The sequence below is a fragment of the Robiginitalea marina genome, from assembly GCF_024006985.1.
Lineage (GTDB): Bacteria > Bacteroidota > Bacteroidia > Flavobacteriales > Flavobacteriaceae > Robiginitalea > Robiginitalea marina.
This window is the reverse complement of the sequence record NZ_JAMXIB010000001.1, coordinates 378,273-402,913: the sequence shown is the minus strand read 5'-3', so window position 1 is coordinate 402,913 and position 24,641 is coordinate 378,273. Positions and strand designations below refer to the sequence as shown.

Genomic DNA, 24,641 nt, shown 5'->3' with positions numbered 1-24,641 from the left:
AAAAAAGGCGGGCAGTGTGTTGGCAAAAATTTATTCTTTGCTTAACAAATTTTAAGATTTGGAAAAAGTGAGGGCAATTAGGTGCCACAAAGCGGACCCAAACCGGGAAGGCCCTATCTTTACGGGTAATCCTGGTACCTATGAGATTTCATACCCGAAAATGGATCAAACCCGAAGACCTTAACGCCAACTGCACCTTGTTCGGGGGGCGATTGCTGGCTTGGATCACGGAGGAGGCAGCCCTGTACAGCATCATTCAACTCGAGAATCCCAAGATTGTCCTCAAATACATGTCGGAGATCAATTTCATCAGTGCCCCGGCACAGGGAGACATCGTGGAAATAGGGATTGAAGCCGTCCGCTTTGGAAAGTCCTCCATCACCCTGAAATGCGAAGCCCGCAATAAAATGTCGCACGAGACCATCGCTACGGTCGATCAACTGATCCTGGTTAACCTGGGGGCTGACGGCAAACCGAAAGCCCATGGAAAGACCCGGGTGGAATTTGTAAAGGACAGGCTGGCTTCGAAGGATCAGGATTGAGGCCAGGTATCCGCCACCTGTTGCACCGCTTCCATCACCCTGAAAAGGTTCCCGCCCCAAAGTTTTTCGATGTCTGTTTCGGAATATCCCCTCCGCACCAGTTCCAGGGTTACGTTAAAGGTTTCCGAGGCATCTGACCAGCCGGCTATCCCGCCACCCCCGTCAAAATCGGAACTGATCCCCACATGGTCGATCCCGATCAGGTCCACCAGGTAGTCGATATGGTCGACGAAATCAGCTACGTCCACCGCCGGGGGGGCATCGGAACGTTTTGCCGCCAGGCTGTCGGCGAGCGCGACGACTTTAGGGTAGTTTTCCATGAAGGCCTCCTGCCGGGCCTCCGAAAGGCTGCGGAACTGGGAGCGATCGAACCACTCCAGCCCCAGGGAATCGGCTATTGCCTTTCTTGTCTCCGCCATATACGCAGCCCGGGCTTCGTGTTTTTCCGTGTTCAAATAGGCGCTGAAAGCCACGGTCTGTACCACCCCACCATTTTCTTTCAGCCTCAGCAGTTGCTCATCGTCCAGGTTCCGGCTATGGTTGCACAGGGCACGGGCCGAGGAATGGGACGCAATTATGGGGGCCTTTGAAAGGGACAACATTTGGAGGACTGCTTCCCTTGACGGATGGGAAATATCAATCATTATCCCGAGTCTATTCATCTCAACAACAGCTTTTTTGCCAAGTTCACTTAAACCATTGTGTAACCAGATGCTATCCGCTTCCCCGGTGTTGGAATCAGAGAACTGGCTATGGCCATTGTGTGCCAGGGAGACATAGCGCGCCCCCATTTCATAGTATTTTTCAAAGTTCGACAGATCTTCCCCCATGGGAAAGGCATTTTCGACCCCGATCATGGCTACTTTGCGACCGGAAGCATGGATTTGCCTGGCTTCCGCGGCATTCAGGGCCAGGCCGATCCGGTCCGGGGCAATTTCCGCGCAAAGCCGGTGGATGGCATCGAACTTGGCCATGGCATTGGCTGCCCCTTTGGTGTAAGCAGCTTCGGTCAGGGAGTCCTGTCCGGTGTACACGATGAACCAGGCCACGTCGAGGCCCCCTTCTTCCATTTTGGGCAGGTTTACCTGCGTGCTGAGACGCTGGCTGTAATTCAGGCTATCGGTAAAGTTTTTTACGTTAATGTCGACATGGGTATCCACCGTAATTACCTTTTCGTGGATTTGTCGGGCTTTTTCTTCCAGGCTGATTTCTTGTTTTTCTTTTTCCCCACCCTGACAGGAGGCCAGCAGGATTCCCAGGGAAGTTATTAGTACTATACGGCTCATGCACATGTTTTTACCTACAACTAAATCGGTTTTGACAACAGGAACGGAAAGATAGGGAACATTTAATTGTCGGGGCATGCCCAAATACGGATTTTTAGGGACTAAATGCAGATTACCGATAAAAACGATCCTTTCAGCCCATTTCTATGCCCATCCAATCCAAAGACCTGCTTGAACAGCTCGCCGACCTCCAACTCGCCCTTGAAGGGTTTTCCTTCGATCAGCTAACGGCCAGGGAGGCCACGGCCCTGAAAGCTTCCTTCGAGCAGTTCAGGAACCACCTCGAAACACAGCTCTGGAAGCCTTCCCCGGGCCAGGGCCACACCCATGGGCACCCCATTCCCCAGCAACAGGATCAGGCCCCCCAGGAGACCAACAGCCTGATTGCTGCCGTAAGCCATGACATCCGGACCCCCCTGAATGGCATCATTGGCTTTTCGGACCTGCTCAGGGAAGACACCCTTAGCCCGAAACAACGGGAGTATGCCGAGGCCATAGGGGCAGCCTCCAGGTCCATGTTGGGAATGGTCAACGAACTTTTGCTGTATACCCGCCTTAAAGCAGGCCGGGAGGCCGTTGTGGAAGTCCCCTTCAGGATCAGCCAGATCCTGGAGGAGGCCGGGGATTTCGTGAAGCGGTCGCTCGGCAACAGGGAGGTGGTTTTTAAAACTGCCATCAGCCCACAGTTGCCCGAGGTACTGGTGGGGGATCCTTCGAAACTTAGCCAGGTATTGCTCAACCTGTTCGGCAATGCGGTGAAATACGTCTCCCGCGGGGAAATTACCCTGGAGGTGAAAGCCCTGCGCAACCCTGACACCTGTACCCTGTCCTTTGAAATCAGGGACACTGGCATTGGCATCCCCGCTGATGAATTGCCGCACATCTTCAAGCCCTATTACCAGGCCAGGCAGACCCCGGAAGTGGCTGGGGCAGGGCACGGATTGGGGCTGAGCATTGTTAAAAAACTCATCGAACAACAGGGAGGGCGCATCGGTGTGGAAAGTACCGTTGGCGCAGGAACGGCCTTCCGGTTCGAACTGCCCTATAAAACGGGTCGTTCCCGGGAACTTCCCAAAGCGCCGGCCAGGGAGCCGGGGCACTGCCGGCTACAGGGGGCCAGGGTATTGGTTTTTGAGGACAACCCTTTGAACCAGAAGCTCCTGGAAACCCGCCTTAAGGGATGGGGTTGCAAGGTTTTCCACGCCCTGAAAGTCCCGTTTGGTATCCGCCTGCTGGCCGATCAGCCCATCGACCTTATATTGATGGACCTGCGTATGCCGGAAATGGATGGCTTTGAAGCTGCCCGCCGGGTGCGCAGCCACTCCTCCGCAGGGGTTAGGAACATCCCGATTATTGCTGTAACGGCAGACTTTACGGCAGCGGACAGCGACCGGTTCCGGCAGTCGGGCCTGAACGACCTCATCCTGAAACCCTACAGCCCTGAGGAATTGTATTCGAAAATGGCTGCGTATTTCCGAAGGGGCAGGGAGCAGGCCCGGGATGACAGTCCCCTGGAAAAACACCGCACGGCGACATTGGTAAGCCTTGAAGACCTTGAAAGGGAATGCATGGGTAACCGCGACCTGCTCGCGGATCTGGTGGGCTTGCTCAGAAACAATTTGCTGGAATTTGCCGGACGAATGAAAACACACCTCGGTCGGAAAGACCTTGAAGCGATAAAGGATGCGGCGCATAAAATAAAACCGGGGCTTAAGATGATCCGCGCCGGCTCACTGCTGGGCCTGGTGGAGTCCATTTACAAGTACAGTGAACAGGGGAGGGACCTGCAGCAGATTAACCTGGCATACCAGGAATTCCTGGCCCTTTACCCACAAGTGGAGCAGGCGTTGGAAATCGAATTGAACCGCCGGAAATAAATAGCGCAATGCACTCAAAAAGGCTTTTACTGGCTGAAGATGACCAAATGCTGGCCTCCCTGATCAAATACCGCCTTGAAAAGGGGGGATATCGGGTAGACCTGGCTACAGACGGACGGGAAGTGAAAACCTACCTGGGCAGGCAAATGCCCGACCTGATCATTAGTGACATTATGATGCCATATTTTTCGGGGATCGAGTTGGTGGATTACCTGCGCAATACGATGAAATCGAAGGTGCCCGTGATCATCATTTCCACGGCGGGCAATGAGGCCAATATCCTCAACGCCTTTGACCTTGGCGCAGACGACTTCATATCCAAGCCGTTGAGCCCCACAGAATTGCTTGTGCGGATCGGAAAACTATTCAGGAACACATAATTTGAACGGATCCCGAAAGACATACCTGATGTTGCCCATCCTGGAGGTTCCCGGGATCCCCATCGATCTTTTGTGGGACCTCGGGACGTTGTTCGGCGGCATCACCGCGGGGTATTTCCTGTTTATTTTCATTTTGCGGTCCCGCCTGTCGGGGAAAAGCGCAAAGGTGCAGCTCCGGAAACGGGAACTGGCCCCTATGATCAGCAATTTCCTTTTCTTCGAGCAAGATACCGATGTAGGCGAACGGGAGGCCTATATCCGGATGAAGATAGAAATTCGCGAGCTGTTGAAAATCCCCGTGAACCGGGAGGTGATGGCCGAGGTGTTAATGGACCTCAGGTACGATGTTTCCGGGGAGGTGCGGGAACGGCTCTTTCGCCTTTACCAGGACCTTGGCCTTCACCTGGACGCTTTTAAAAAACTTGAGAACTGGAGGTGGGAGCGAATTTCCCGCGGGATCCTTGAGTTGACTGAGATGCAGGTCGGGCAGGCCTACCCCTTTATCCGGAAGCATATCAACCACCCCAGGGGGATTGTACGCAAACAGGCCCAACTGGCTACTGTGAGCCTCAGGGAGGAAGGGATCAGCTATTTCCTGGATACGGTGCGCCACCGGATCTCGGAATGGCAACAGGTCAAACTCCTTGAAATCCTTCAGCAGCGCGAAGCGTTCGACCCCCCGCGGTTCAAGCGGTGGCTGATCTCGGAAAACCGCGATGTGGTTTTGTTTGCCCTGCGCCTGATCAGGCACTACCGGCAAAACGATGCCGCCCCGGCCATTATCACCTTACTCCACCATCGCTGCCCAACCATCAAAGGAGCTGCCCTGGAATGCATTCGGGAATTTCAGTTCCCAGAGGCTTCAGGTCCCCTCAAATCGCTGTTTATCAAGGCTTCCCCGGAACTGAAGGTACAGATCCTAAGCGCCCTTGAGCCCATAGCAGCACCCGGTGACCTGGACTGGCTCTACCGGCAGGCGGGGTCCGACCCGAGTTTTTTGGTCCGCAGCAAGGCCGGGGCCGTGATCAACAGCCTGGAGCCCGATACGGTTCTTCCGACTAAAGATATCGTTGCGGCTGGAATATCCGGGATCGATGCGGAAGACCGGGCTGCCCCCGGGAAGGGGGAGGAAGTACAGGCAGCTGCACCCAACGCCGGGGAGGGTGGGCAAACGGTACAGATCCCCTTTTCGTTAAGGCCTGATTTTTCAATGGCCGGGGGCCTGAAAGCCCCGGGCACCCATGAGGCAACGGCCTATTTTACAACCCCCCCGCCGGAAACTACCCCCCCGGAAGATTGGAGCCCGCAGGACGAACAACTCTTCGCCCTTTGCCTGGATCAGGAATGGGCAGAAATCCGTTCTGCCGTCATCACCGGATTTTTTCCCGGGGCACCTTCCGCCAGCTTTTTACCCCTGGTTGTCGACACTACCCTAATCCAAACCAACATGGAACCAGAAGAAACAATCCCGGAGCGCATCCGGAAACTGGAAGTGATTGCAGACATTCTCCCGCAGGACTCAGGATATGTGCGGATGCTCAAGGAACTCCTGTTGGAAGACCTCCAGGAGACCGGGGCGGTCTTTCGCACCGATTTCATCCCTTTGGTGAGCGATTCAGAGGCGGCTGAAATAAATCCCGGTTGGGAGGACCCCGAAATATTCCCGGAGTTCGGGGTGCTTGCCGATGCCATTGAAGCCGGTGTTCCTGCCTGGGGTGAAAAGGTTGAAGGAAACCCACAACAGGAAAACAGGCTTAAGGAAGGTGAGGACCTACCTGCTTTTTCCATTTTCAATGAATTCTTTCGCACCTGTGACCGGGATTCCAAATTGATCCTCCTCGATGAAATCCCGGAAGTGGGAGGGGAGAAGGAACTCGGTCTCCTCATGGACCTGTTCGAAGACCCGGACCCCAAGGTAAGCCGGAAGGCCCGCAAGATCCACGCCTTGCTGGCCGCCCGTTTGGGGGAGGACCCCGTACCCCCTGAGGCGCGCACCTCCATGAGGTTCTGGGCCCCAAAACGCCGCAAGGGGGTCGCGACAAAGAAAAAGGACCTCCCTGTAAATCAGGGGCGAAAGGAGACGGCAGAAAAAGAAACGGAGTTCAGTTTTATCCCTGATTTTACAGGCGAAAGCGAAAAAATAAACCGGAATACCCCGGAAGTATCCCCCCTGGTCGGAGGATACCTCCGTTTTCTGGGTTACCTAAAGGGAAACCATTAAAGATCAAATGAATAGCCAGGCTTTTCAAATACTGCTTGAATACATCAACATCGTTTTCCTGGTGTTTACGGGGGTGTTGTTCAGCCTGTTTACCGCCATGGGGTACCTGGCCTCCAGGAATGCCCTTCACTACCGAAAAAAGAACCGCATGGGGGAGGTTTCCCGCCTGATGGCATCGCCCCTGGCCCCGGGGATCACCATTATTGCCCCGGCTTACAACGAAGCCCTGACCATTGTGGAAAATGTCCGGTCCCTGCTGTCCCTGCGCTATGTGGATTACGAGGTCATGGTGGTCAATGACGGGAGCCGGGACGACACCCTGCAACAACTGATCAGCGCGTATAACCTCGAAAAAATCGAAAGGGAAATCGACCCGCTGTGGCCATCCAAACCGATCCGGGGCATCTATAAGTCCAGGCAAAAGTCATTCTCAAAATTAACGGTAATCGACAAGGTAAACGGGGGCAAATCAGACGCGCTTAACGCTGGGATACTGCTGTCTGAAAACCCTTATGTCGGCTGTATCGATGTGGATTGCCTGTTGCATCCCGACGCCCTGCTTTATGTGGTGAGGGCCTTTTTTCAAAGATCGAGGAAACGGGTGATCGCCGTAGGGGGCGTTATCCGGGTGGCCAATTCCTGCAAAATTGACGGGGGTACCCTGGAGGAAATCCGCCTGCCCAAAAGCTGGCTGGCGCGGTTCCAATTGCTGGAGTACACCCGTTCCTTCCTGCTCGGGAGGATGGCCTGGGGAAGGATAGACAGTTTGTTGATCATTTCAGGGGCCTTTGGGTTTTTTGACCGCCAACTGGCCCTGGAAGTAGGAGGGTACGATACCAATACGGTGGGGGAGGATATGGAGATCATTTTCCGCATGAGGCGCCACATGCACGATAAGGGGATCCCCTATACCATTGAATACCTCCCGGACCCCCTCTGCTGGACCGAGGTACCGGAAGACCCGAAAATTTTCGTCAACCAGAGGGACCGCTGGGCCCGCGGGAACCTTGAAACCCTGTATCGCCACAAAGACATGTTCTTTAACCCCAGGTACGGCAGGCTGGGGATGCTGAGTTATCCCTACTGGTTGTTTTATGAATGGCTCGCCCCCCTGCTGGAGTTTTTTGGATTTTTAACCATTCTCCTGTTCTGGTACCTGGGCATCCTGTACCTGGAGTTTTTCCTGGCCATTTCGCTCTGCGTTTACTCCTTTGCCGTATTGTTTTCCCTGAATGCGATTTTGTGGGAAGTCTGGTCGTATAACCAGTATACCAGGCCCAGGGACATCCTAATCCTGATCGGATGCGCCCTGGTGGAGCCTTTTGTATTCCACCCTATCGTGGTTTGGGCAGCCATTCGCGGGAATTACAGGAAACTCTTCCGGATCAGGGCGGGTTGGGGCGTACAGGTCAGGAAAGGATTTGTAAAGGCATAGGCCATACCATATGGAAGCACAACTACAGAGCAGGGATCAGAAGGCCGCCGGGTTACAAGGATATACCCGGTTGGTCCTCGCCTTTTTCGGGGGGTTGCTCCTGCTTGGGGTTTACCAGCAAATACGGCTGTATGCCGATGGGGTCCTGGATTCAGCCCTGAATGCAAACCTTCTGATGCTAGGGATCCACCATCTGGGTTATGCATCCCTGGTGGCCCTGATTTGTGCTTTTGCCTTCAACCCTATCGAGAATGCCAGGGCCGGATGGGGGATGCGGATCCTTGGAATGGTTTTTGTCGGCCTGTTGGGGGTGGAATACCTGCTCACAGAGGTTTACCTCACCCGTTTCGAGCTGGCCGGCCATTCGGGCGGATGGCAGTTACCCCGTCTGTGGGCCCTGAACCTTTTTCTGGCCCTCCTCCTTCTTGGAGGTGCCTTTTACCTTTTTTACCGGTGGAGCGGCAGGGTGCCCCAATGGATCGGGCGTATGTACCCGTTAACCATCGTGCTTTTCGCCCTGTTCCTGGGAACCCTGCTTTCGGAGCAGCGCCCGGTGAACCGGAATAAAACGCAATTCCTCCTATGGGACTATAGCCGGCATGTCGCCGACGGGGAGGTCTATCGAGGGAAAGATCCTTACCCGCTATGGTCTGAATGGAACCCGGAAGATGTCCTGGGGCCTTTCCTGGACTGGCCGGAGTCCCGTCCGAATATCATGATGGTTTTTATGGAAGGCTTGTCCTCCGACTTTGTCGGGGAAAATGCCCCCTTTAAAGCCTTCATGCCCTTCGCTGACTCCTTGCGCACCTCAGGGCTTTACTGGAAGCGCTACCTGGCCAATGCGCGGACGGGGGTGGAAACCCTTCCATTGGCCACAGGTTCCCTCCCGCCGGGGGAAACGGGGTTTATGCAACAGGAGGAATTCCCCTGGCGCCTCACCCTGTTTTCGATTCTGAAAAGCAACGGATACCGCACCAGTTTCCAGTATGGGGGCAATGCTTCCCTCTTTGGGTGGGACCGGTTCCTTTTCCAGGAGCGGACCGACGAAGTCACCGACCGGAAATCTTTTGGCAGGGGCTACACCCCCCAACGGGAGGATGGGGCCGGAAACTCCCTGGGGTACCCTGACCACGTCCTCTATGAACGGTACCTCAATACCCGGGTGCCACTCCATAACCCTGCTTTCGATGTTTTCCAGACCCTGAGTTCCCGCAGCCCCTACCTGATCCCGGGGGCGGAACGGTATCAGTCCCAAGTCGATTCCCTGCTCGAAAGCCAAACGTTCTCCCGCAGGGAAAAGCGGTTTATCAGGAAAAACCGCGAATGGATGGCCGCCATGCGCTATGCAGACGATTGCCTCAGGAGGTTTATTTTGGAACTCGGCAAATCCACAAAATACCCCAACACCCTGATTATCCTCACAGGGACCCACCATCCGGCGGGTGTGCCGTCCAAAAATCCGTTGAAGCAGTACCAGGTCCCTTTGATCATGGCGGGCCCGATGGTTAAATCACCCAAAACATTCAATACCCTGGCTTCCCACCTCGACCTGGCTCCTTCGCTTATCGGAAGCCTTGAGAAACGGTATGGGCTTGACATCCCCGGGAAGGCTGCCTGGCTGGGACGAGCGTTAACCAGCAAGGGCCGACAGGAGGCGGTAAAGACCATACCCCTGTCGGGCCCGGGCGCCCGACTGACGGATTTTGTGGCGGGCGACTACGCCCTTGTCCAGGGCAGGCCGTACCATATTGGAGAGGATTTCGAACTGGAATCCGGTATCCCGGAACATATCGGGGATTCCCTGCATTCGGCTTTTTCGCGATTTAAGGCCGTAAACCGCCATGTTACCCGAGACAATTCACTTATCCCTGAGCAGGCCCTGCTTTACAAGCCCCTGGTGCCCCCGATAGAGAACATGGACCTGGCATGGATCCACAGTGTTTTTCCTGGCACGGACTTCGACCGGGCTTATGAGCTGGCCAGGGAACTGGCCCTGCAGGGGAACCGGGAGCGTGCAGCGCAGCTCTGTCGCTTTATTCTGGCCCGGGTACCCGGACATGTGGATACGGAAATCCTCCTGGGCCGCATTAAGGCCTGGAATGGCGATTACGAAGGGGCTGCAGGCCTCCTGGAGCAGGTTGTCCAGAAGTATCCGCTATATGAAGATGGCTATTCAGCGTTAATGGATGTCTACCATTGGGGAGGGGAGCATGAAAAAGCCCTGTTCCTTGTCCCTTCCATAGAAACACACCTGAAGGGAAGCGAAGTCCTTGAGAATAAAGTTAAACGAGCCATGGGGAACCACCCGGCCGAACCCGAACATACGGGGGAAAGGGAACCCATGGCTGCCAATGAATGGGGATCATGATGCGAAAAGGGTATGCCTTAAGCCTGATGTTGTTTCTCTACCTCTGGTCGTGGACCCTGTCGGCGCAGTCGATATCGGCTGTTTCAGACCCGGATGGGGCTTTTGCCCTGGCAAGGGACCTTGCCTTTGCAGGGAAAAGCCCACAGGCCCGGGATACCCTGGAGGCAATTTTGCGCCATTATCCCGATTACCACGATGTGAGGGCTTTCCTGGCCAACACCTACCGATGGGAAGGGGCGCATGAAGAAGCCCGGAAACATTATAACCGCGTTACCTCCCGGGTCCGGGACCGTGAAGATATCTGGGTGGACGCCGTACAAAACGAGCTGGAAGCCGGAAATCCCTCCCTGGCCCTTGGGCTGGCCAACAAGGCATTGGGTTACCTCGGCCACAGCGATGCCCTGGAGCGCATCGGGGTGCAGGTTACCGCCGATTTGCAGTCGCAGCAGGATAAGGGGCAGCCAACAGAAAGGCGCGAATCCGGGAAGGACCCCATGATTTCGGTATCCAACGCCCTGGAGGCGTTTGACCGGTACTACGATGCCATGTATTATGGCAGCCTGGAATACCAACAACACCATGCGCTTGGGAAAGCCCTTCCCAGGATCAATTACAGCCATCGTTTTGGCCGCAATGGGGTGCAGTATGAGCTCGACCTGTACCCCAGAATTTCAAAAGCCTTCTACGCCTATGCGAATTACGGGTTTTCGGATTCGGATTTGTTTCCCAGGCACCGGGGCGGGCTGGAACTGTTTGCTAACCTTCCCAGGGCCATGGAGGCCTCCCTGGGCGTCCGGTATATGGATTTCCGGGAAAGCCAGGCGTCCCTGTATACGGCTTCCTTTGGGTTCTATCGCGGAAACTACTACGTGAGTTTCAGGCCTTTTTTGGCCTTTGCCTCGGGGCGCGGGCCCGGGGTGTCGGGAAGTGTCCTGGCCCGGAAATACCTGGGGGATGCCGACCAGTACCTGGGGGTGTCCCTCGCTTACGGGTTCAGCCCTGAACTCAGGCAGTTGGGCAACGGCACCACCCTAATTGCCGAAACCCTCCTTTTCCTTGAAGCCCAGCAGTTCTGGGTGGAGTACCAGTTTTCAGGCGGTGGCGGGCAACACCGCTACAGGGCCAGGTTGGGAATCAGCCGGCAGGAATACGTCCTGGAGCCCGGGGCCTTTATGTGGATCCTTGGCGGGGGACTTACCTATAGCCTGAAGATTTGAACAGGTAGTAACACCATTGCCCACAAAAATTTGGGGTTTCACCACAAATATGCTTTTTCGGCCTTTAAAATGAGGGTAAATACATACAAGATCGCAGATTCCGGTCGTTAATACTCTGGCAAACTTAACCTGATTCTTATTATGCTTTATGACACCTACGGGGAGGAATATCTGGATTTCCTCCGGGAATTAAACGAAATCCTCAGTGTAAACGAATTGGCCGGGGTAGACTACCTGTAACTCCCCGGAAATCAAAAACCCGAATCTTATGGCAAACGAACCCCGCGAAAACGCTGCCTACATGGATTTTCTTCACCATTTGAACGAAATCCTGGCAGGCTTCGAAATCAACAAGCTCAGTTGTTCTTAATGTTTTAGTGTACAATGCGAAAAAAGCGGCTCCGAAAGGGCCGCTTTTTTCATTGGAGCCTACCCGAGGTAGGCCTTGAGCAATTTACTCCGCGAATTGTGCCTCAGCTTCCGTATGGCCTTCTCCCGGATTTGCCTGACCCGCTCCCGTGTCAGGTCGAAAGTCTGGCCGATTTCGGCCAGGGTCATCGATTGCTGGTCCCCGATCCCGTAATAGAGTTTGATTACGTCGGCTTCGCGGGGGGACAGCGTTTCCAGGGCCCTGTTGATCTCAGTGTTCAGCGATTGCAGCATGAGGGATTTGTCGGGCCTTGGTGATTCCCCTGACCGTAACACGTCATAAAGGTTGGAATCTTCCCCGTCCTTCAGGGGGGCATCCATGGAAACATGCCTTCCCGAGTTCTTGATGGATTGCTGCACCTCATTGATCGACATGTCCAGTTCCTTGGCGATCTCTTCAGCCGAGGGCGGGCGTTCATGGGCCTGTTCCAGGTAGGAAAAGGTCTTCTTTATTTTATTGATGGAGCCAATTTTATTCAGGGGCAGGCGTACCACCCTGGATTGCTCCGCCAGCGCCTGCAGGATGGACTGCCGGATCCACCATACGGCATAGGAGATGAATTTGAATCCGCGGGTTTCGTCAAAGCGCTTGGCCGCCTTAACGAGCCCCACATTCCCTTCATTGATCAGGTCGGGAAGTTTTAATCCCTGGTTTTGATATTGCTTGGCCACGGAAACCACAAACCTGAGGTTTGCCTTGGTGAGCTTTTCAAGGGCGATCTGGTCGCCTTGTTTGATGCGTTGAGCGAGTTCTACTTCTTCATTGGCGGTGATTAAATCTATTTTACTGATATCCTGAAGGTACTTGTCCAGGGATTTGGACTCCCTGTTAGTGACCTGCTTGACAATTTTTAGTTGCCTCATCGATGAATATTTGGATTAAGGGTTAACATCCTCTCATAATACAGTTTTATTTGCTCTTTTCCAAAGGAACCCCCCCTGAGTTTTACACTATTTATGAGTATTTCACAAAGATTTAGGACAATTCCCGCGGCGGACTGCCGGAATTCACCGGATTCTTGATTATTTTGGCGGGGCATGAGTAAACGCGCCCTTAAAAAATACCTTACCGACCTGCCCAGGGAAGCGCTGGAAGAACACCTGCTGGATTTGTATGACCGGTTTCCGGAGGTTAAGGGGTATTACGATTTTGTGTTCAACCCGAAGGAAGAAAAATTGCTTGAGGAGGCCAAAATGCGCGTCCTGGAGGAGTATTTCCCCCGGCGCCGCAAAAGGGCCCGGGCCAGGAGGTCGGTGGCCCATCGCTACCTCCGCCATTTCCGTACCCTGGGGGTGGATCCGTCCCTGATGGCAGACCTTATGGCGTTTAACCTGGAAACCGCCCTGAAATACGAACGGGAGCGCCGGTGTCCGGAAGCATTTTTCCGGAGCATGTACAAGTCATTCAGGGAGTGGGGAGGGCATCTGGCTGACCACGGCCTTTACAGGGATCAAAAAGAACGGTTTGTCAACGTGGCCAGGGCTGCGGAGGCATCCGGGTGGCCCCCTGCGGGCGCATATGCAGATTTTGTGGATTTACTGGAAAACTGAAAAGAACCAATGGCCATAATTCTCCTTCGCAATGACGGGCAAACCGGTGCCTGGAAAGAAGCCTTCCGGAAGGCTGATCCGGGGTTGCGCGTTTTGGAAGCAGGGGAGGATACCGATAGCGGGGAGATCCTTATGGCAGCCGTCTGGAAACATCCCCGGGGCAGCCTGCGGCAATACCCCAACCTGAAAGGGGTCCATGGCCTGGGCGCGGGGGTGGACTTTATTCTGGAAGATCCCGATTTGCCCACAGACATCCCCGTAATGCGGGTGGTCGACCCTTACCTGGCCGCCGACATGGCTGAATTCGTCCTGGCCCAGGTAATGGCCCACCTCAAAAACCTGATGGCCTATAAAACCCAACAGGCTGCCGTCCAATGGCAACCGAAACCGTATCGCAGGATTCCGGAGGTGACGGTAGGGATCATGGGGTTGGGGAAATTGGGCCTTGCGGTTTCAAAACTCCTCCTGGCCGCCGGGTTTTCCGTGGTGGGCTGGACCCGGGAAAGCCGCCCTGAAACCCGGTTCCCCGTTTTTGCGGGGGAGGGGGAACGGGGGGCTTTTTTAAAACAGGCCCAGGTGCTGGTCTGCCTTTTGCCCCTTACCCCGGAAACCCGCGGCATCCTGAACCAGGGGCTCCTTCGGGAGTTGCCCGCCGGGGCTTATCTGATTAATGTGGCCCGGGGCCCGCTACTTGTGGAACCCGATTTGCTCCGTGTGCTTGATGAGGGGATCCTATCCGGGGCATGCCTGGATGTGTTCGAGGTGGAACCTCTGCCTGAGTCCCACCCATTCTGGGGGCACCCCCTGGTCCACATGACGCCCCACGTGGCCAGTGTTTCCAACCCGGATTCAGTGGTGTTCCAAATCGTGGAAAACTACTACCGGTTACTCCAGGGACAGCCTCTGAAGAATAGGGTTTCCCGACACCGCGGCTATTGATCCGGAAGGATTTTGGGCTTCGGATTTCTCCATGGGACAAAAATCAACTAGTTTTGCCAATTGATCCGGCAACAATTCGGTGGCCGGGCGTATATACAAGCAAAAACGGGACCTTTGGGCTCAAAAACAGCATTTTCGGAGAAAACGCTTTATGACTACCAGCTGGAAGACCTGGGCAAGATTTTCAATTGCCTGAAGGAGTCCCCGGACGACCTCAACCTGCTGTACCAGCTGCCAACAGGAGGGGGTAAAACCGTGGTGTTTTCGGAAATTGCCCGGCGGTATATCGAAGAGACGGGCAGGAAGGTGGTGGTGCTGACGCACCGCATTGAGCTCAGCCTTCAGACTTCCCGGATGCTGGAGGGCTTTGGGGTCCACAACAAGATCATCAGCAGCGAGGTCAAGGAACTGACCGATGAAGACCGGTACCAGTGCTTTGTCGCTATGGTGGAGACCCTTAACAACCGGCTGCAGGAAAAGGCGATCGAGTTGCATGGGATCGGCATGGTGATTATAGACGAAGCCCATTACAATTCCTTCCGGAAACTGTTTAAATACTTTGAGAAATCCATCATCCTGGGGGTTACGGCCACCCCGTTGAGTTCCAACATCAAGCTGCCGATGAAGGACCACTACAAGAAGCTGATTGTAGGGGAATCCATCGCTTCGCTGATCCGGAAAAAATTCCTGGCCCGCGCAAAGATGTACAGTTACGATGTAAGCCTGAAAACCCTGAAGCTGGGCATCAATGGCGACTATACCGTAAAGTCTTCAGATGCCCTTTATGGAAACCACCAGATGCTGGGCAAACTGCTGGGGGCTTATGAAGAACTGGCCCGGGGGACCAAGACCCTGATCTTCAACAACGGGATCAGCACGTCCAAATATGTATATGAGACGTTCCGGAAGGCGGGCTATCCGGTGAGGCACCTCGACAACAAGAATACGGCCTCAGAACGGCGCGAGATCCTGGATTGGTTTTCGCAGACCCCCGATGCCATCCTGTCTTCCGTGAGCATCCTGACTACGGGTTTCGATGAGCCTTCAGTGGAAACCATAATCCTGAACCGGGCGACTCGCTCCCTGACCCTCTACTTCCAGATGATCGGCAGGGGATCGCGCATCCTTAAGGACAAAGAGGAGTTTACGGTCGTGGACCTGGGGAACAACATTGCCCGATTCGGTCCCTGGGACGCCCCCCTCGACTGGCAGGAAATATTCCATTTTCCGGATTTCTACCTCGAGAACATCCGAAATGATGAAGATATCGAGCGCGAATTCATCTATGAGATGCCCGAGGCACTGCGCGAACGGTTCAGCAAGAGCCAGGTGATCGATTACGATGTAAAGGAAGAGTACAAGAAAACCTTTGCCCAGGGACGCAAGTCCAAGGAGGTGCTGGAGCGCAGTATTGAACAGCACGCCCGTATGTGTGTGGAAAACAGCGCCGATATTTTCCAGGCGCGCATGTTGGCCAAACTGCTCCAGGAGGAAATAGAGTTTCGCGTGAAGCAGTATTCCTATTGCATCATGAACAATACACAGAACTACCGCGACTGGTTGCAGGAAGATTATGAGCGAAAGCTCCGGCTGCGCATTTCCCAAATGTATGCGGCCAGGATGTAACCCCGATCCATGGACCCTGAAACACCTGAAAACGAAAAGCTGCTGGTCATCGGCCACCAATGGCCTGAGCCCCGGGCTACCGCAGCAGGGGTGCGCATCATACAGCTGCTCCGCAGTTTTCAGCAGTCAGGGTGTGAAATAACCTTTGCCAGTGCTGCATCCCCCGGCCTGTACGGGACCCCGCTGGAAGCCATGGGGATCCGCATGTTGCCCATCCGCCTGAACCATGACTCTTTTGACCGATTTCTGGCCAAGGAACGGTTCGATGCCGTCCTTTTCGACCGTTTCATGACCGAAGAGCAATTTGGCTGGCGGGTCCGGGAGGTGCTCCCGAAGGCCCGGTTGGTGCTCGACACGGAAGACCTTCATGCCCTTCGGCATTCCCGCGAAAAAGCCCTCGCCCGGGGGATGGCCTGGCAGGCGGAGGACTGGGTAGCTGACCCGTTGTTCCCCAGGGAACTGGCCAGTATCTTCCGATGTGACCTGAGCCTGATCATCTCCAGGGCGGAAATGGACCTATTGCTTACCCACTTGCCTTCCCTGGAAGGCAAACTGTTTTACTGCCCATTCCAGATGCCTCAGGAAACCGGCCGGCAGCCTTCCCACGGGGAACGGGAGGGGTTCCTGTTTGTGGGCAACGGCAGGCACCGCCCCAACCTCGATGCCATTGCCGTGCTCAGGGAACACATTTGGCCAGCCCTGTCGGCCGAATTGCCAGGGGTGCCCATTCACATCTGCGGGGCCTACCTGCCCCAGGCCATCCTGGATTTACACGCCCCGGAACTGGGCTTCGAGGTATTGGGCTGGGTCCCCGACTTGCGACCCGTAATGCAGGGGGCACGCCTGCAACTCGCCCCCCTTCGTTTTGGGGCGGGCATCAAGGGTAAACTGCTCTCGGCCCTTTCATTCGGGCTTCCCACCCTTACCAGCAGCGTGGGTTGGGAGGGCATTCTTGAGGCGGACCCCCAAAGCCCCTGGCGGGCAGATTCCCCGGGGGAATTCACAAAAAAGGCGGTGGCGCTTTACCGGGACCAGGCGCTCTGGGACCAGTGCCTCCGCGCTTTGTCCGAAGCCGCAGCCCCGCATTACGGGACCGGGAGGCTGGACCTTGCTCTCGGGCAAGTAAGCAAACGCCCCGGGAAGGCCGGAAAGGAAGCCCTTATCATCCAGCGGCTGCTGCGCGACCAGGCCTTTGACCGCCTCCGCTACCTATCGAAATGGATCGAAGCAAAGGAAAGCCACCAGAATTAAGGCAGGGGTATTATCTTTGGGTTCCGATTACCACACCAAATACACCAATGCCATGAAGGATATTCCCTGGATAAAGGCCGGAGATTTTGAAGACATTACCTATAAAAAGGCAAACGGCGTGGCGCGTATCGCCTTTAACCGCCCGGAAGTGCGTAACGCCTTTCGCCCCCAGACCACCAGCGAGCTCTACCGGGCCTTCTACGACGCCCAGGAAGACACTTCCATCGGGGTGGTGCTGCTCACCGGGGAGGGCCCATCGCCCAGGGACGGGGTCTATGCCTTTTGCAGCGGCGGAGACCAGAAATCCAGGGGCCACAAGGGTTATGTGGGGCAGGATGGGTATCACCGGCTGAACATCCTCGAGGTGCAGCGGCTGATCCGGTTTATGCCGAAGGTAGTCATTGCCGTGGTCCCGGGTTGGGCCGTGGGAGGGGGGCACAGCCTGCACGTGGTTTGCGACCTGACCCTGGCCAGCGAGGAACATGCCATTTTCAAGCAAACCGATGCGGATGTCACCAGCTTTGACGGCGGGTATGGCTCGGCCTACCTGGCCAAGATGGTGGGGCAGAAAAAGGCTCGGGAAATCTTCTTCCTGGGCCGGAATTACAGCGCAAGGGAGGCCTTTGAAATGGGAATGGTAAATGCCGTGGTCCCCCACGAAAAACTGGAGGAAACCGCCTATGAGTGGGCTCAGGAGATCCTTGCCAAATCGCCCACTTCCATCAAAATGCTGAAGTTTGCCATGAACCTGACCGACGATGGTATGGTAGGGCAGCAGGTGTTTGCCGGCGAAGCCACCCGCCTGGCGTATATGACCGAGGAAGCCAAAGAGGGGCGGGATGCCTTTTTGGAAAAACGAAAGCCCGATTTCGGGAAGGATAAGTGGATTCCCTGATCCCAATAATCCCATTTTCAAAAACTGTGATACAAAAAGAGCCCTGGTGATGTGCCAGGACCCTTTAACGAGAACACTATATGAAAATGGAAAAAATTTACTCCCTGATTTTAAGGATGAAGTAAACCTACGGCCTTTACCCCTGGTGTAAAATATTTTGTTGTGAAAGCCGCCTTTTCTGTGGGCAGCAGCCGGAAGCTGTCTTTGTCCTGCCGGGAAATGCTGATATTCGTGTTCATGGCTGTGCCCCGGGAAAGGCAGCCAAAACTTCCCGCAGGAAGGCATTTGCATCAAAATCAGGGCCTTCGGCCAGGCCGGTACGCACCACCACCAGTTCCCGGGAGGGGATGATAAAAACATGCTGGCCCTGGTGTCCGTTGGCCATAAACATATCTTCAGGCACATCCGGGAAGCCCCTGTCGGCATTCAGCCAGAAATGCGCCCCATACCGGGACCCGGATCCCGGGGTCGGACGGGTCACATAATCCACCCAGTCCGTGTCAAAAAGCCGGTCCCCGAACCAGTCGCCCCGCCTCAGGTATAGCAGCCCGAACCGACCCCAGTCCCTGGTAGACGCCCAGCCATAGGAAGACCCTACGAAACTCCCGGAAAAATCGGTTTCCAGGACCATGCTATGCATCCCGATGCGGTCGATAAATTCCCTGTAGGGAAAGTCGAGGTAGTCCTGATAGGTTGTAAACTGCTGGCGAAGGAGCCCCGAGAGCAGGTTGGAGGTGCCGGAAGAATAATTCCACAGGCTGCCGGGAGGCCCCGCCAGGGACTTTTCGGCCTGGTTGGCAGCCATGTCAGCTTCCAGGAACAGCATGCGGGTAACATCGGATAACCCGGAGTAATCCTCGTCCCATGCCAACCCGCTTTGCATCCTGAGCAGGTGGTCAAAGGTGATTCCTTTTCTCTCGTCCCCCTGCCAGGAGGGTACCGGGGCGGGGGTTTCCAATTCTATTTTTCCCTGGTATTCCAAAATCCCGTACACCGTTGCCAGCACACTTTTGGTCATCGACCACCCCAGCACGGGGGTATCGGGGCCAAAGCCCTCCACGTAGCGTTCCCCCACCAGATGGCCTTTGTACAGGACCATCACGGTCCGGGTCCGCTGGATTTCCGGATCGCGGAACGCCTGGTCGATTCCCTTGCGGAGTTGCCCGTAATCAACCCCCGGGATAATGGAATCTGCGGGTGCTGCCTGGCCCATGGGATAGGGCAGGGGGGAAGGGGTCATGACCCTTTTGGGGCTTGGCGCTTTCTCGGGTAAGGCGGTACCTTTGGGGAGCAAAACGCTGCCGAGGCCCTGCCTGTAGACGGCTGTCCTGGATTGTAGCCCGAAGACGCTGGCGGAGGCCGCGCGATGTTCCCCATCCACCTGCGCTTCAGAGAGAGAAATGAGCGGCACCTGGAGGTCGTTGTCCCTCACCGATTCAGGGTCACGGCCGGCCAGGAATACCTGCGAAGCCATGTCTTTGGCGGCGTATCCGCTGATTACGGTGAGTTTCGGATACTGGGTAAAAAAAATAATTCCCAGGACGACCCCTGCAGACAAAAGGAGGAGGCCAACCCTTTTCAAGGTTTTTTTCATGATGGATTCAGTAACTTTAGGGTTTCTCAAAGATAAGGGATTGAACCATGTCAAACACTGAAATGATTATCCCCGAACGGGGCAGGGACATCGGGGACTTTATTGTGGGCCGGCTCCTTCCTTTCCGCAAAAAGAAAATGATAGGCCCCTTCATTTTTATTGACCACATGGGCCCGGTACGCCTCTCGCCTGGGAAGTATATGGATATTGGCCAGCACCCCCATATCGGCCTCTCGACGCTGACCTACCTGTTTGAAGGGGAACTGGAGCACCGTGATGGCCTGGGCACCCGGCAGCGCATCAACCCGGGATCGGTAAACTGGATGACCGCCGGAAAGGGGATCAGCCATACGGAACGAACCCCTGCCGACCTCAGGGGGGCCGAATTTATCCTGCACGGGTACCAGATCTGGGTGGCCCTGCCGGCAGCCCGCGAAGGAATGGAACCCGAATTCTTCCACGCAGATGCCTCCGAGCTCCCCAAATGGGAGGATGGCCCGTGTTCATTTACCCTGGTTGCCGGCAAGGCGTACGGCCACAGTTCCCCGGTTCCGGTCTATTCCAACCTGTTTTTCCTGGACCTTTATACCCGGGAACCGGTTACCCTGGACCTGGCAAAGGGGCTGTACGGGGAGATGGGGCTTATTCTGGTCGAAGGAAACCTGTCGGCTTGTGGCAGGGAGATCGAAAAGGGAAGTATTTTGTATCGCAAACCAGGCCATCCCTGCAATGTGTCGCTGGCTTCCGGGTCCCGCCTCCTGGTTTTCGGGGGTGAAGCCTTTGAGGAAGAGCGGTTTATCAACTGGAACTTTGTCGCTACCGACCCCGAAAGGATCCGGGAAGCCCGGGAAGCCTGGAACAGGCGCGATTTTCCCATGATGCAAGGGGAAGAAAGCTTCATCCCCGCGCCCTGACCGGCCACTGGCCTTGAAGAATTCAGGGGAAAGGACTACCTTCGCTTCAGGGTCCCCAACGCAACCGGGGGTAAGTGTATTCAACGATGAAACCAAGATCCCGCAAGGGCGTTTTTGTCTGGTTAGCCAGCCTTTGGCTGGCCGGGTGCGCCAGTTATCAGCCAGGCGTGGTAGTGGACCGGCCCATCCCATTCGGGAATGAACGGGAGGCCCTTACCCGCGAATACCTGCAACAGCGATACGGCCTGCCCGGGGAAGACGCTTCCATCCGGCCCAGGATGGTGGTGCTGCACTGGACAGCCATCCCCACCCTCGAGGGTTCATTCGGGGCCTTTGAACCGGAAACCCTCCCCGATACCAGGGGGGACATCCAGCAGGGCGGGGCCCTCAATGTTTCTGCCCATTATCTGGTGGACCGCGACGGCACCATTTATCGCCTGCTCCCGGATACGCTTATGGCCCGGCATACCATCGGCCTGAACCATTGCGCCATAGGGGTTGAAAATGTCGGGGGTACCCCTCAGACCCCCCTGACCCCTGCACAGCTCCGTGCCAATGTTTGGCTGGTCAGGGAACTCGCCCGAAAATACCCGATAGAGTACGTAATCGGGCATCACGAATATACCCTGTTTGAAGGCCATCCCTACTGGCTGGAGAAGGAAGGGGGTTACCGGACAGAGAAGACGGATCCCGGGAAAGAATTCATGGAAGGGGTCCGGGAGGAACTCACCGATATGCCCCTTAAACCGCTACCTAATACACCCCAGGAATTATGACCAGATTTTTAGCCGCAGGGTTCTCCCTGATTTCCCTTTTCGGGTTGCATGCCCAGAACGAGGGGTTTACCACCCGCCTGTATGAGACCTATGGCCAGTATCAGGAGAAAAGCCTCTCCCTGCGAAGGATCAAGCACCGCGACCTGCAACCCCTGATCGATGCGGTAGGGCAACGACCTGGTTTCGAAGTAAACCAGGTCGGGGAATCCATCGAAGGCAGGGCGCTCAGGCTCATAAGCCTGGGGCAGGGGGAAGTGGATGTCTTTTTGTGGTCGCAGATGCACGGGGACGAGCCAACGGCCACCCAGGCCATTTTCGATATCCTCAATTTTTTTGCCTCCCCTGACTTCAGCGCCGAAAAGGAGGATATCCTCCGGTCCGTAAAGATCCACTTCCTCCCCATGCTCAACCCTGACGGGGCTGAGGTGTTCCAGCGAAGGAATACCCTGGGGATCGACATCAACCGCGATGCCTTGCGGCTGCAGTCCCCTGAGGGGCGCACCCTGAAACGGGTCCGGGACAGCCTCCAGGCCGAATTCGGCTTTAACCTCCATGACCAGAGTACTTATTACAACGCCGAGCGCACCGAAAAACCCGCCACCATCTCTTACCTGGCCCCGGCCTATAATTACGAAAAGGAAGTGAATACCGTGCGGGCCAATGCCATGAGAGTAATCGGTTACATGAACCGCATCATCCAGCGGTATGCCCCCGGGCAGGTAGGGCGCTATAACGACGACTTTGAGCCCCGGGCCTTTGGGGACAATATCCAGAAATGGGGCACCAGCGCCATCCTGATTGAGTCCGGGGGATACCCGGATGATGTGGAGAAGCAGGAAATCCGCAAGTTGAACTATGTATCCATCCTTTCGGCCATCTACGCCATTGCCAGCGGTAACTTTGTCCAGGTCCCGCTGGAGGCCTATGAAGAAATCCCGCAGAACGACAGAAAGCTTTTCGACCTGAAGATTGAAAACGCCACCTACCCCTTGCTGGGGAAAGAATACCTGATCGACGTTGGAATCCAGCGCCCGGAAGTGGATATGGAAGGGCACGGCGATTTCTGGTATAGCAGCAGAATCGTCGACCTGGGCGACCTGTCCACTTTTTATGGGTATAAAACCCTGGATGCCAGTGGATACAGCCTTGTCCCGGCAAAGGTTCACCCGAGAACCCTCGAGAGCGTGGAAGCCCTGGAAGCCCTTGATTTCTGGGAGTTGCTCGCCGATGGGATTGCCTACGTGAGGGTAAAGGGCCTGCCTGCAAAATGGCGGAGTTCCCCGTATCCCGTACACCTTGTTTCAGAAAAGTTTAACCCGCCCCAGGGTCGGGTGGAGGTTGGCATCAACCCCACTTTTTTCCTGGAACGGGAAGGCAAACCCGAATATGCGGTGGTCAATGGATTTCTCTACCACATTCCCACAAGGGAGGGGAAAGGCAAAAACAGTATGGTGTTCCGCTAGGCGCGCATCCTCCCGCATTAATAAAAGCAAGGCCCGGGATTCCGGGCCTTGTTGTCTTTAAGGAAAAGGAAAATTACTGACAGCCAGCGGTAAACCCGGTGGCGTTGAATTTGGTCTGCACGGCACCCTGCCGGTTTCCCTGCACCGCCTGGATCACCAGGTTGTTTTCCCCGCTCCCATCCCTTTTCGGGCTGCAGTATTCGAAGAGGTAAAAACTATTCGCCCGCTCGGAAACCTTTTGGGAAAGCTGGTTAAATGTGGATTCCAGTTCTTCCTTGTTCCCGGCGAAAACGCTGAAGGTTTTGCCGATAGCTTCCAGTATCTGGGTATCGATTTCTGCACCCAGCCCGATGGTGAAAAATGAAATATTGGAATCCGCTTCTTCCACCTTCCGCAAGGCATCCGTTTCCCTGTACCGGGAGGCCTGGTCCGTGCCATCGGTAAACAAAACGACTGAGGCAGCGCCGATGACATCTTCTTCCTGGCTTTCCTCCACCAGGGCAGTGGCCCGGTCTGTGCTTTTGATAACGGCCCCGTAAAGGTCAGTGGAGGGGTCGCTGCTGATCCCCTGCTGGATGCCGGCTATGGCGGCCAGCAAATCGCTTCTTGAGGAGGTAAGGGGTTGCAGTTCATGCAAGACATCCTCCCCGTCGAACCAGTAAATCGCCATCCGGAAGGAGGGGGTTTCCTGTTGGGGCATCACGTTGGTTACAAAACTGCTGGAGGCCGATTTCAGCTCGGCCAGGCTGGTGCTCAAAACGCTGTTGCTCAAATCGAGGACTAACAGGGTATGGTTGGCAAATACCTGGGAATTGGGCGAGATCCGCGCCTGGGATTCAGAAGGCGATATGGCGTTGAAGCAATCGTCATTGCGGCCCTGTTCGTAGATGGTAAACTGCTCTGCGGTGAGCCCGGAAACCGGGTTGCCCAAATCATCCGTTACCCTGAAGAATACGGAGACCTTCCCCGGGAGGGTAGTGAATTCGTCCTGGATGGAGAGGAGCAACTGGTTCGGACCCAGGTCGAGGCAGTTGTCCACAGGGTTGCCGAGGCCGAGGTCGCCATCGGGGTTAGGCCTGAAGTTTACATCGTCATCGGCATTTCCGCATCCTGCCGCCAAAAAGCCCATAACCATCAGGGCACGACTAAAAAAGAGTTTCATTCTCATGGTGTTGTTCGTTTGAAGGAAAACGCGGAAATCCGGTATCTAGTATCCCGCAGGCGCAACCCTAGTCCGGTGCGCGGGGGCAGAATCGGCCTGGCCTTCCCTGCCGGACGATAAAATCCCGTTAAACCCCTGCAAGATTGGATAAAAATTGGTACTTTTAAAGGTGTTATGATCTAAAAGACAGAATCCATGCCAACGTACTCAATTAAGGTCAACGGGAAATCACACAGTGTGGACGTAAGCGCCGATATGCCTTTATTATGGGTGTTGCGAGACCACCTGAACCTGATGGGAACCAAATACGGTTGCGGAATCGCCCTGTGCGGTACCTGCACGGTACATGTGGACGGCGACCCCGCGCGCAGCTGCGTAGTTACCCTGGAACAGGTTCAGGGAAAAGAAATCACCACCATTGAAGGGTTGTCCGAAGACGGCTCTCACCCGTTACAGGAAGCCTGGAAGGAAGTGGATGTACCGCAATGCGGATACTGCCAGGCGGGACAGATCATGACCGCAGCAGCTTTCCTTAAGCGCAACCCGGATCCTTCACCGGACCAGATCAGAGAAGCCATGAACGGCAACCTTTGCCGTTGTGCTTCTTATCAGAGGATCCAGGAGGCTGTGGAACTGGCCGTCAAAAACAATAAATCCTGATCGTATCGACCTGATTTCAGGCCGAGGCATCATCAAAGACTCAAATACCTTTACA

At 55.3% G+C, this 24,641-nt stretch carries 20 protein-coding genes; 16 read left to right on the top strand and 4 right to left on the bottom strand.

Annotated features, from left to right (window positions below):
• Window positions 1-140: 140 nt before the first annotated feature.
• A complete protein-coding gene (locus NG653_RS01700; protein WP_252739925.1) occupies window positions 141-542 on the top strand; it encodes an acyl-CoA thioesterase in 402 nt (133 codons plus the stop codon).
• Here NG653_RS01700 and NG653_RS01695 read toward each other — a convergent pair.
• Window positions 533-1,828 carry a dipeptidase gene (locus NG653_RS01695; protein WP_252739924.1) on the bottom strand — a complete coding sequence of 432 codons (1,296 nt, stop codon included), beginning with the start codon at window positions 1,826-1,828 and terminating at the stop codon, window positions 533-535. The two genes, NG653_RS01700 and NG653_RS01695, sit on opposite strands and share 10 nt — an antisense overlap.
• 146 nt (window positions 1,829-1,974) lie before the next feature.
• Between NG653_RS01695 and NG653_RS01690 the strand changes: the two genes are divergently transcribed.
• The 6 genes from NG653_RS01690 to NG653_RS01665 are packed head-to-tail and all read left to right on the top strand — an operon-like array spanning window position 1,975 to window position 11,326.
• Window positions 1,975-3,705 (top strand): ATP-binding protein, encoded by a 1,731-nt coding sequence (locus NG653_RS01690; RefSeq protein WP_252739923.1) that lies wholly within the window; start codon window positions 1,975-1,977, stop codon window positions 3,703-3,705.
• An 8-nt stretch (window positions 3,706-3,713) separates the two neighbouring features.
• Complete coding sequence (locus NG653_RS01685) at window positions 3,714-4,085, top strand: response regulator transcription factor (protein ID WP_252739922.1); 372 nt, start codon at window positions 3,714-3,716, stop codon at window positions 4,083-4,085.
• Window positions 4,086-4,113: 28 nt separating this feature from the next.
• Window positions 4,114-6,306 (top strand): HEAT repeat domain-containing protein, encoded by a 2,193-nt coding sequence (locus NG653_RS01680; RefSeq protein WP_252739921.1) that lies wholly within the window; start codon window positions 4,114-4,116, stop codon window positions 6,304-6,306.
• Window positions 6,307-6,313: 7 nt separating this feature from the next.
• Window positions 6,314-7,741: a glycosyltransferase family 2 protein gene (locus NG653_RS01675; RefSeq protein WP_252739920.1), complete on the top strand. Its 1,428-nt coding sequence runs from the start codon at window positions 6,314-6,316 to the stop codon at window positions 7,739-7,741.
• 10 nt (window positions 7,742-7,751) lie between these two features.
• Window positions 7,752-10,109, top strand: a complete 2,358-nt coding sequence (locus NG653_RS01670; RefSeq protein ID WP_252739919.1) for a sulfatase-like hydrolase/transferase — start codon at window positions 7,752-7,754, stop codon at window positions 10,107-10,109.
• Window positions 10,106-11,326 (top strand): YaiO family outer membrane beta-barrel protein, encoded by a 1,221-nt coding sequence (locus NG653_RS01665; RefSeq protein ID WP_252739918.1) that lies wholly within the window; start codon window positions 10,106-10,108, stop codon window positions 11,324-11,326. Before NG653_RS01670 ends, NG653_RS01665 begins: the two co-directional genes overlap by 4 nt.
• 429 nt (window positions 11,327-11,755) lie before the next feature.
• Here NG653_RS01665 and NG653_RS01660 read toward each other — a convergent pair whose 3' ends face one another.
• The gene (locus tag NG653_RS01660) at window positions 11,756-12,619 is read right to left on the bottom strand and encodes a sigma-70 family RNA polymerase sigma factor (RefSeq protein ID WP_252739917.1); all 864 of its coding nucleotides are present in this window, start codon (window positions 12,617-12,619) and stop codon (window positions 11,756-11,758) included.
• Window positions 12,620-12,793: 174 nt separating this feature from the next.
• On the opposite strand from NG653_RS01660, the gene NG653_RS01655 reads away from it, so the two are divergent.
• The 5 genes from NG653_RS01655 to NG653_RS01635 all read left to right on the top strand — a co-directional run bounded on the left by NG653_RS01655 (window position 12,794) and on the right by NG653_RS01635 (window position 18,017).
• Window positions 12,794-13,306 (top strand): DUF6155 family protein, encoded by a 513-nt coding sequence (locus NG653_RS01655; protein ID WP_252739916.1) that lies wholly within the window; start codon window positions 12,794-12,796, stop codon window positions 13,304-13,306.
• 9 nt (window positions 13,307-13,315) lie between these two features.
• Window positions 13,316-14,245 carry a 2-hydroxyacid dehydrogenase gene (locus tag NG653_RS01650; protein WP_252739915.1) on the top strand — a complete coding sequence of 310 codons (930 nt, stop codon included), beginning with the start codon at window positions 13,316-13,318 and terminating at the stop codon, window positions 14,243-14,245.
• 114 nt (window positions 14,246-14,359) lie between these two features.
• Window positions 14,360-15,871 (top strand): DEAD/DEAH box helicase, encoded by a 1,512-nt coding sequence (locus tag NG653_RS01645; RefSeq protein ID WP_252739914.1) that lies wholly within the window; start codon window positions 14,360-14,362, stop codon window positions 15,869-15,871.
• Between the two features lie 9 nt (window positions 15,872-15,880).
• Window positions 15,881-17,122 (top strand): glycosyltransferase, encoded by a 1,242-nt coding sequence (locus NG653_RS01640; RefSeq protein WP_252739913.1) that lies wholly within the window; start codon window positions 15,881-15,883, stop codon window positions 17,120-17,122.
• 52 nt (window positions 17,123-17,174) lie between these two features.
• Entirely contained in the window at window positions 17,175-18,017 is an 843-nt protein-coding gene (locus tag NG653_RS01635) for a 1,4-dihydroxy-2-naphthoyl-CoA synthase (protein WP_252739912.1), read from the top strand.
• 235 nt (window positions 18,018-18,252) lie between these two features.
• On the opposite strand, the gene NG653_RS01630 is transcribed toward NG653_RS01635, so the two are convergent.
• The gene (locus NG653_RS01630; protein WP_252739911.1) at window positions 18,253-19,611 is read right to left on the bottom strand and encodes a serine hydrolase domain-containing protein; all 1,359 of its coding nucleotides are present in this window, start codon (window positions 19,609-19,611) and stop codon (window positions 18,253-18,255) included.
• Window positions 19,612-19,658: 47 nt separating this feature from the next.
• Here NG653_RS01630 and NG653_RS01625 point away from each other — a divergent pair, with 47 nt between their 5' ends.
• From NG653_RS01625 to NG653_RS01615, 3 genes are all read left to right on the top strand, one after another.
• On the top strand, window positions 19,659-20,525 hold the full coding sequence (locus NG653_RS01625) for a pirin family protein (RefSeq protein ID WP_252739910.1): 867 nt from the start codon (window positions 19,659-19,661) through the stop codon (window positions 20,523-20,525).
• An 86-nt stretch (window positions 20,526-20,611) separates the two neighbouring features.
• The gene (locus NG653_RS01620; protein ID WP_252739909.1) at window positions 20,612-21,301 is read left to right on the top strand and encodes an N-acetylmuramoyl-L-alanine amidase; all 690 of its coding nucleotides are present in this window, start codon (window positions 20,612-20,614) and stop codon (window positions 21,299-21,301) included.
• The gene (locus NG653_RS01615; RefSeq protein WP_252739908.1) at window positions 21,298-22,764 is read left to right on the top strand and encodes a M14 family metallopeptidase; all 1,467 of its coding nucleotides are present in this window, start codon (window positions 21,298-21,300) and stop codon (window positions 22,762-22,764) included. Before NG653_RS01620 ends, NG653_RS01615 begins: the two co-directional genes overlap by 4 nt.
• 73 nt (window positions 22,765-22,837) lie before the next feature.
• Here NG653_RS01615 and NG653_RS01610 read toward each other — a convergent pair whose 3' ends face one another.
• Window positions 22,838-23,926: a vWA domain-containing protein gene (locus NG653_RS01610; protein WP_252739907.1), complete on the bottom strand. Its 1,089-nt coding sequence runs from the start codon at window positions 23,924-23,926 to the stop codon at window positions 22,838-22,840.
• Window positions 23,927-24,121: 195 nt separating this feature from the next.
• Between NG653_RS01610 and NG653_RS01605 the strand changes: the two genes are divergently transcribed.
• Window positions 24,122-24,586: a (2Fe-2S)-binding protein gene (locus NG653_RS01605; protein ID WP_252739906.1), complete on the top strand. Its 465-nt coding sequence runs from the start codon at window positions 24,122-24,124 to the stop codon at window positions 24,584-24,586.
• Window positions 24,587-24,641 lie beyond the last annotated feature (55 nt).